This is a genomic window from Paenibacillus sp. AR247 (assembly GCF_002968895.1).
GTDB lineage: Bacteria > Bacillota > Bacilli > Paenibacillales > Paenibacillaceae > Paenibacillus_AQ > Paenibacillus_AQ favisporus.
Genome location: NZ_PCZT01000009.1, coordinates 1,122,858 through 1,127,917, shown reverse-complemented (window position 1 = coordinate 1,127,917; position 5,060 = coordinate 1,122,858). Strand labels below are relative to the sequence as shown.

Here is a 5,060-nt window from a genome sequence, read left to right as displayed (position 1 = left end):
ATAAACCGGATGAAATACTGATCATCAACACCGAAACGGGGAAGAAGAAGCACCTGGCATATGGCCGACCAGAATACTATGACGCAAAAGGGGGGCGGCTTCTCATCACCCTCAATAAAACGGGAAATCCAAGTATCGTGTATACGCTAGCCGACGGTAAGCAGCGCCCGGCGACGGAACAGGATTGGAAAGTGTTTAGCAGCATTAGCTTGGCTGAAGGCCGCCACCTTCCGTGGCCGGACCCTGCCACTGCGCCTCCAGCTGATTTGCAGCCACAGGATTTGCCGGTGACATCGGTCCAATCTCAAGATCAAATCTTGGTCCGAGCTGCGATTGGCGGTCGTGCGGTGAATTTATCCTTTGCTTTTGTCCAAAACGGCCGGACTCTGTTCCCTGTTTCTGAATTGGCGGAGCAAACAGGCCTGGAGGTCAAGCAATCGAAAGTGTCTGGAAAAGCGGGCGGCACATCTTTTACCTTGAAAGGACCTGGGGGCAGCGTAAGTTTAACGCCGACTGACTCTATGTTGATCAGCGGCCAGCTCTTTATTGGCTCTGATATCTTGAAGCGGATTGGCCTGCCGGTGCAGGGGGTGAATTGGAATCCGTAATTAGATGAGGGCGGATTTGGAGATTGGCTTATCTTTGAAAAAAGGGATTGATCATGGATCCATCCAATGGTTACTCAAACCGAAAAACTAGGAATTACATAGTGAAAGGAGAAAATCAACGGTGAACAAGAAGCACAAGCGGAAGGCCTCGTTGTTGTTTGCGGCGCTGCTGACTGCGGCGGGTACGGCGGTGGCGCCAAGCCCCAGCGTACAGGCGGAGGGGGCACCTGCGGCTGCAGTACAAGCGGATCGTGCACAGAGTAAAGGAGTTTCCGATTCACAAGCAACTCAGGCACCCGAACTCAAATGGGATTTCAGGGCTGAATTTTATGATAAGGGCACGGGACGTGCCTATTACGATGCGTCCGCTTATGACGGTGAGCAATATTATAACCGCACAGTATTCCGCGACTTTAATGGGAAGTGGAGTGCACTGGAGGAAGGCATCTCCGTAACCTGGGACTATGAATTGGGGAGACCCGTTTTGATAGGCAAAGGTCTCGGCGATTATTTGAATGGGCTGTTTTCGACTGCATTTGATCCAGCGCAAGGGACGGGAACCACCGGAGTGTTTTTCACTGGCAGTAAGGATAACCGGAGCGGTCTGCATTATATCAAAAATTATGAGATAGGTCAGGACGCACAGCAGAATTGGTACTCCACTTCTTTTTTAGTGTATTTTTGCGCACCGGAGACGGAGTAATTAAGGAAGTTGATGGTGCACCTTTACGTCCAGGATTTATCCCGATGCCGGACGGACGTGTGCTCGCCGTTCAGTATAGCTCCGCAGCCAAGATGAATGAAATTTTGATCATGAATCCGGCAACGGGAATTAGGAAGCATCTTGTCTATGCGAGCCTCGGCTCTTATGATGTCGAAGGTGGACGACTACTTGTCAGATATAATCAGCCGAATCGTCCGAGCGAAGTCATAACGCTGTCCAATGGAAAAGCACGCAAGGCAACGGAACAGGATTTCAAGGAATTTTCCAACCTGGCAGAAAAGAGCTACCAGGCACCTATACCAAACGCATCGACCAAGCCCCCTGCCGATTTACAACCACAAAACTTGCCTGTGACACCCATTCAAATTCGTGATCAGATCACTGCAAGAGCCACTATTGGCGGCAAGGTGGTATATCTCAGTTTTGCCTTTATTCAAAACGGACGCACGATGATTCCGGTACGGGAACTGATGGAGCAGGCAGGTCTGGAAGTGATACAGCAGAAGGTGGCTGGAAAAATGGGCAGCAGCACTTTTACCTTAAAAGGGCCAGAGGGAACAGCGACAGTCGCGGCTGCTGACAGCATGATGATCGGTGACCGGCTCTATGTTGGATCTAATGTTTTGAAGCGAATTGGGTTGCCAGTTCAGGGGATGAATTGGAATCCGTAAGCAAGATCGCGGCCCTATCATAAAAATAACGGCATGCTCTCCCATGGTCTACAAAGGAGGCATGCCGTTTTCATTACAATCGGTAGGGTTTGATTACAAAACAGTTGGTTTCATTACAAAACAGTTGGTTTGATTACAGGGCAGTTGGTTTGGCTTCGCTGCCGTGCCGCTCCTGCCGGGAAGACCGAGTCACGTACAAAAGCAGCAGCGCGGTGATCACTATTAACGCGATGATCATTCCGATCACCCCAATCCAGCCGAAGCCGGACAGGAAGAATCCGCCTGACCAGCCGACAAGGCTGGACCCCGTGTAGTAGAAGAGCAGGTAAAGGGATGAAGCGTAAGCTTTATAGTGCATCGGTGCCGCTTTGCCCACCCAGCCGCTGGCAACGGTGTGTCCCGCGAAGAAGCCGCATGCGAACAGAATCATGCCTGCGATCATAAAGACCACGTTACCCGCCAGCATGAGCAGGGCACCGACAAGAAGCATGCCCAGGCCGCTGGCAATCAAGCCGGAACGTGAATAACGGTCAGCCAGCTTACCGAACCAGACGGAGGACCAGGAGCCGATCAACTGGAAGACGAACAAACATCCGATCAACGTTTGACTCAGCTCATAAGGCGGCTGGGACAGCGGGAAGTCGATATAGTTAAACAGCGTAACGTACGCGCCGAGCAGCAGAAACCCGATCAGGTACAGGCACAGGAGCCGGGTGTTTGCAAATCCGTTCCGGAAGCCGTCGGCCCAGTGGTGTAGTGAAATGCTGACCGGTTTGAAGTGGTTTGATTTGGGCAGGTAGAGCCAAAACATCACACTGCATAGAAGGCTGACCAAGCCTAGGACAAACATCGCAATATGCCAATTGAAAAAATCGGTGATCAGACTGATGATAACCCTTCCGGCAAAACCGCCTACCGCAGTGCCTGCCACATAGAATCCCATGACCTGCCCGATGCTGCGCGGTTCGATCTCCTCGTTGAGATAAGTCATGGCGATGGCCGGAAAGCCCGCAAGGCTGACGCCTTCGAGCAGCCTCGCGGCCAGCAGCAGATGAAAGTTAGTGCTGAACGAAGAAGCCATAGCCAGCACGGATGTAACGAACAGCGACACGCTCATGACGCCTCTGCGCCCCCAGGCATTGGACAGCAGGGAGACAAACAGCATGGTGACTGCTAATGTAATCGTTGAGAAAGAAATGATGAAGCTGGCACTGGAAGGGGATACGTGGAATTCCTTCGCAAACGTGCCGATCAAAGGCTGCGGGCTGTACAGGATCGCAAAGGTGACCAGACTGCCCAACAGCATGCTGACCAGTACCCGGAAATAGGCACGGGTACCGATTTGAATGTACTGCACGGTAAACGCCTCTCTTTATTAAGTTCTGTAAACTCCTCTTTCGGTGACGTCCCTAAGTATACGCCTGGTTCGCTTATGTTGTATAATGAATTAAAATTATCAAATTAATGCCTCTGGGTTATGAGGGAATGGAAAGAGGGCAGGCAACCATGGAATGGCAGCAGCTGGAGTATTTCCGCGTCGTGGCCAGGCTGGAGCATTTCATCAAATCGGCGGAGCAGCTGGCTATTTCCCAGCCGGCGCTGAGCCGGTCGATGACGAAGCTGGAAAAAGAACTTGGGGTACAGCTGTTTGACCGGCATGGCCGATCCGTTCAGCTGAATGAAACAGGGAAGCTGTTTTTGGCTAGGGTAGAGCGGGCTATGCAGGAGATTGAGGATGGGATCGAAGAGGTCCGGCAGTTCCACGATCCGTTTGCTGGCAAGGTCTCGATTGCATTTTTGATGTCATTTGGCGTTCACATGCTGCCGGATGTCATCGCAAGCTTCAACCGCAAATATCCGGACGTTGAATTCGCGCTGTATCAAAACCCGACGACGGTTATTCTTCCGCAATTGCTGCGAAGCGAGGTGGATCTGTGTATTATCGGTCCATTCGGCGAAGAGCCTGGTGTCGTCTGGCACAAGCTCGTTGAGGAAGAAATGTACGTCTACGTGCCTGCGGATCATCGGCTTGCAAAGCGTGAATCCATCCGGCTGGAAGAGGTAGCGGGCGAACCGTTTATATCCTTTAAGCCGGGTTATGGCGTCCGGACGCTGATGGAACGGTTTTGCGGTGAAGCCGGTTTTGAGCCGAACATCCGGTTTGAGGGTGATGATATTATGACGGCCGCTGGGCTTGTCTCCGCTGGACTTGGAGTTACGATCATCCCGGCTTTTTCGGGTATTGAACATGGAAAAGTCAAGCGGTTGCGCGTGACGGAGCCTTACTGCCGGAGGGAAATTGGACTGGCCTGGGTCGAGGATCGGAAGCTTCCTCCTTCCGCCGACCTGTTTCGCTCATTTATTATCGAGTATTTTCGTGGTCAAGGCGAACTGTAGAATGCACCTATTCTGACAAAATAACTACAAGGTACGCAGATTGAAAGCCTGGATATCCAGGCTTTTTTTCTTATCGAATGACCCGTTTTCAAGGAAACAAGACTGGGATTAGCGAAGGTTATTTTTTATTTAAGCATTTACTTTATTAAGGAAATGGTTTATTATAACAACAGAGAGAGCTGAACCATCTTTTACCTGATGATCCTTGGGTTCACCAACTTAACAGTCCAGATAATTACATGAACAAACTAAGCTTCACTCAACACAGAGGCATACCGCCGCAGGGCGGATTCGAGAAGAGGGAGGGGAGACAGCTTCATCTTATGGCAAATGATACGTTTTCCGCACTGGCAGATCCAACACGTCGCGGCATCCTCGAATTGCTGGCCGGGAATCCCGAACTATCCGCCACACAGATCTACGAACGTTTTGATGTAAGCCCGCAGGCCATTTCGCAGCATCTGAAAATCCTTCGGGAAACACAGCTCGTCCGGGTTGAGAAAAGGGCGCAGCAGCGCATCTACTCATTGAACATCGATCCGGTCAAAGACTCGAGCATTGGGCACAAGCCATCCGGCAGCAGTGGGATGGAAGACTTAATGCCATGGACCGCGTCCTCGCTGAAGAGATGGCCAAACGAAAAGCCAATCAGGCGAATCA

Annotated in this window: 6 protein-coding genes; 5 read left to right on the top strand and 1 reads right to left on the bottom strand. The window is 51.3% G+C overall.

Features of this window, described 5'->3' with window-relative positions; all coding sequences use genetic code 11:
- From CPT76_RS13335 to CPT76_RS13325, 3 genes are all read left to right on the top strand, one after another.
- The coding region (locus CPT76_RS13335; protein ID WP_181152830.1) for a hypothetical protein at positions 1–608 on the top strand (608 nt) is incomplete at its 5' end.
- A gap of 121 nt (positions 609–729) precedes the next feature.
- Positions 730–1,311: a hypothetical protein gene (locus CPT76_RS13330; protein WP_105443265.1), complete on the top strand. Its 582-nt coding sequence runs from the start codon at positions 730–732 to the stop codon at positions 1,309–1,311.
- 44 nt (positions 1,312–1,355) lie between these two features.
- Positions 1,356–2,003 (top strand): hypothetical protein, encoded by a 648-nt coding sequence (locus tag CPT76_RS13325; protein ID WP_105443264.1) that lies wholly within the window; start codon positions 1,356–1,358, stop codon positions 2,001–2,003.
- A 133-nt stretch (positions 2,004–2,136) separates the two neighbouring features.
- On the opposite strand, the gene CPT76_RS13320 is transcribed toward CPT76_RS13325, so the two are convergent.
- Positions 2,137–3,360 carry an MFS transporter gene (locus CPT76_RS13320; protein WP_258168386.1) on the bottom strand — a complete coding sequence of 408 codons (1,224 nt, stop codon included), beginning with the start codon at positions 3,358–3,360 and terminating at the stop codon, positions 2,137–2,139.
- A gap of 149 nt (positions 3,361–3,509) precedes the next feature.
- On the opposite strand from CPT76_RS13320, the gene CPT76_RS13315 reads away from it, so the two are divergent.
- On the top strand, positions 3,510–4,400 hold the full coding sequence (locus CPT76_RS13315; RefSeq protein WP_258168385.1) for a LysR family transcriptional regulator: 891 nt from the start codon (positions 3,510–3,512) through the stop codon (positions 4,398–4,400).
- A 323-nt stretch (positions 4,401–4,723) separates the two neighbouring features.
- On the top strand, positions 4,724–5,060 hold a 337-nt coding region (locus CPT76_RS13310; RefSeq protein ID WP_146116308.1), incomplete at its 3' end, for an ArsR/SmtB family transcription factor.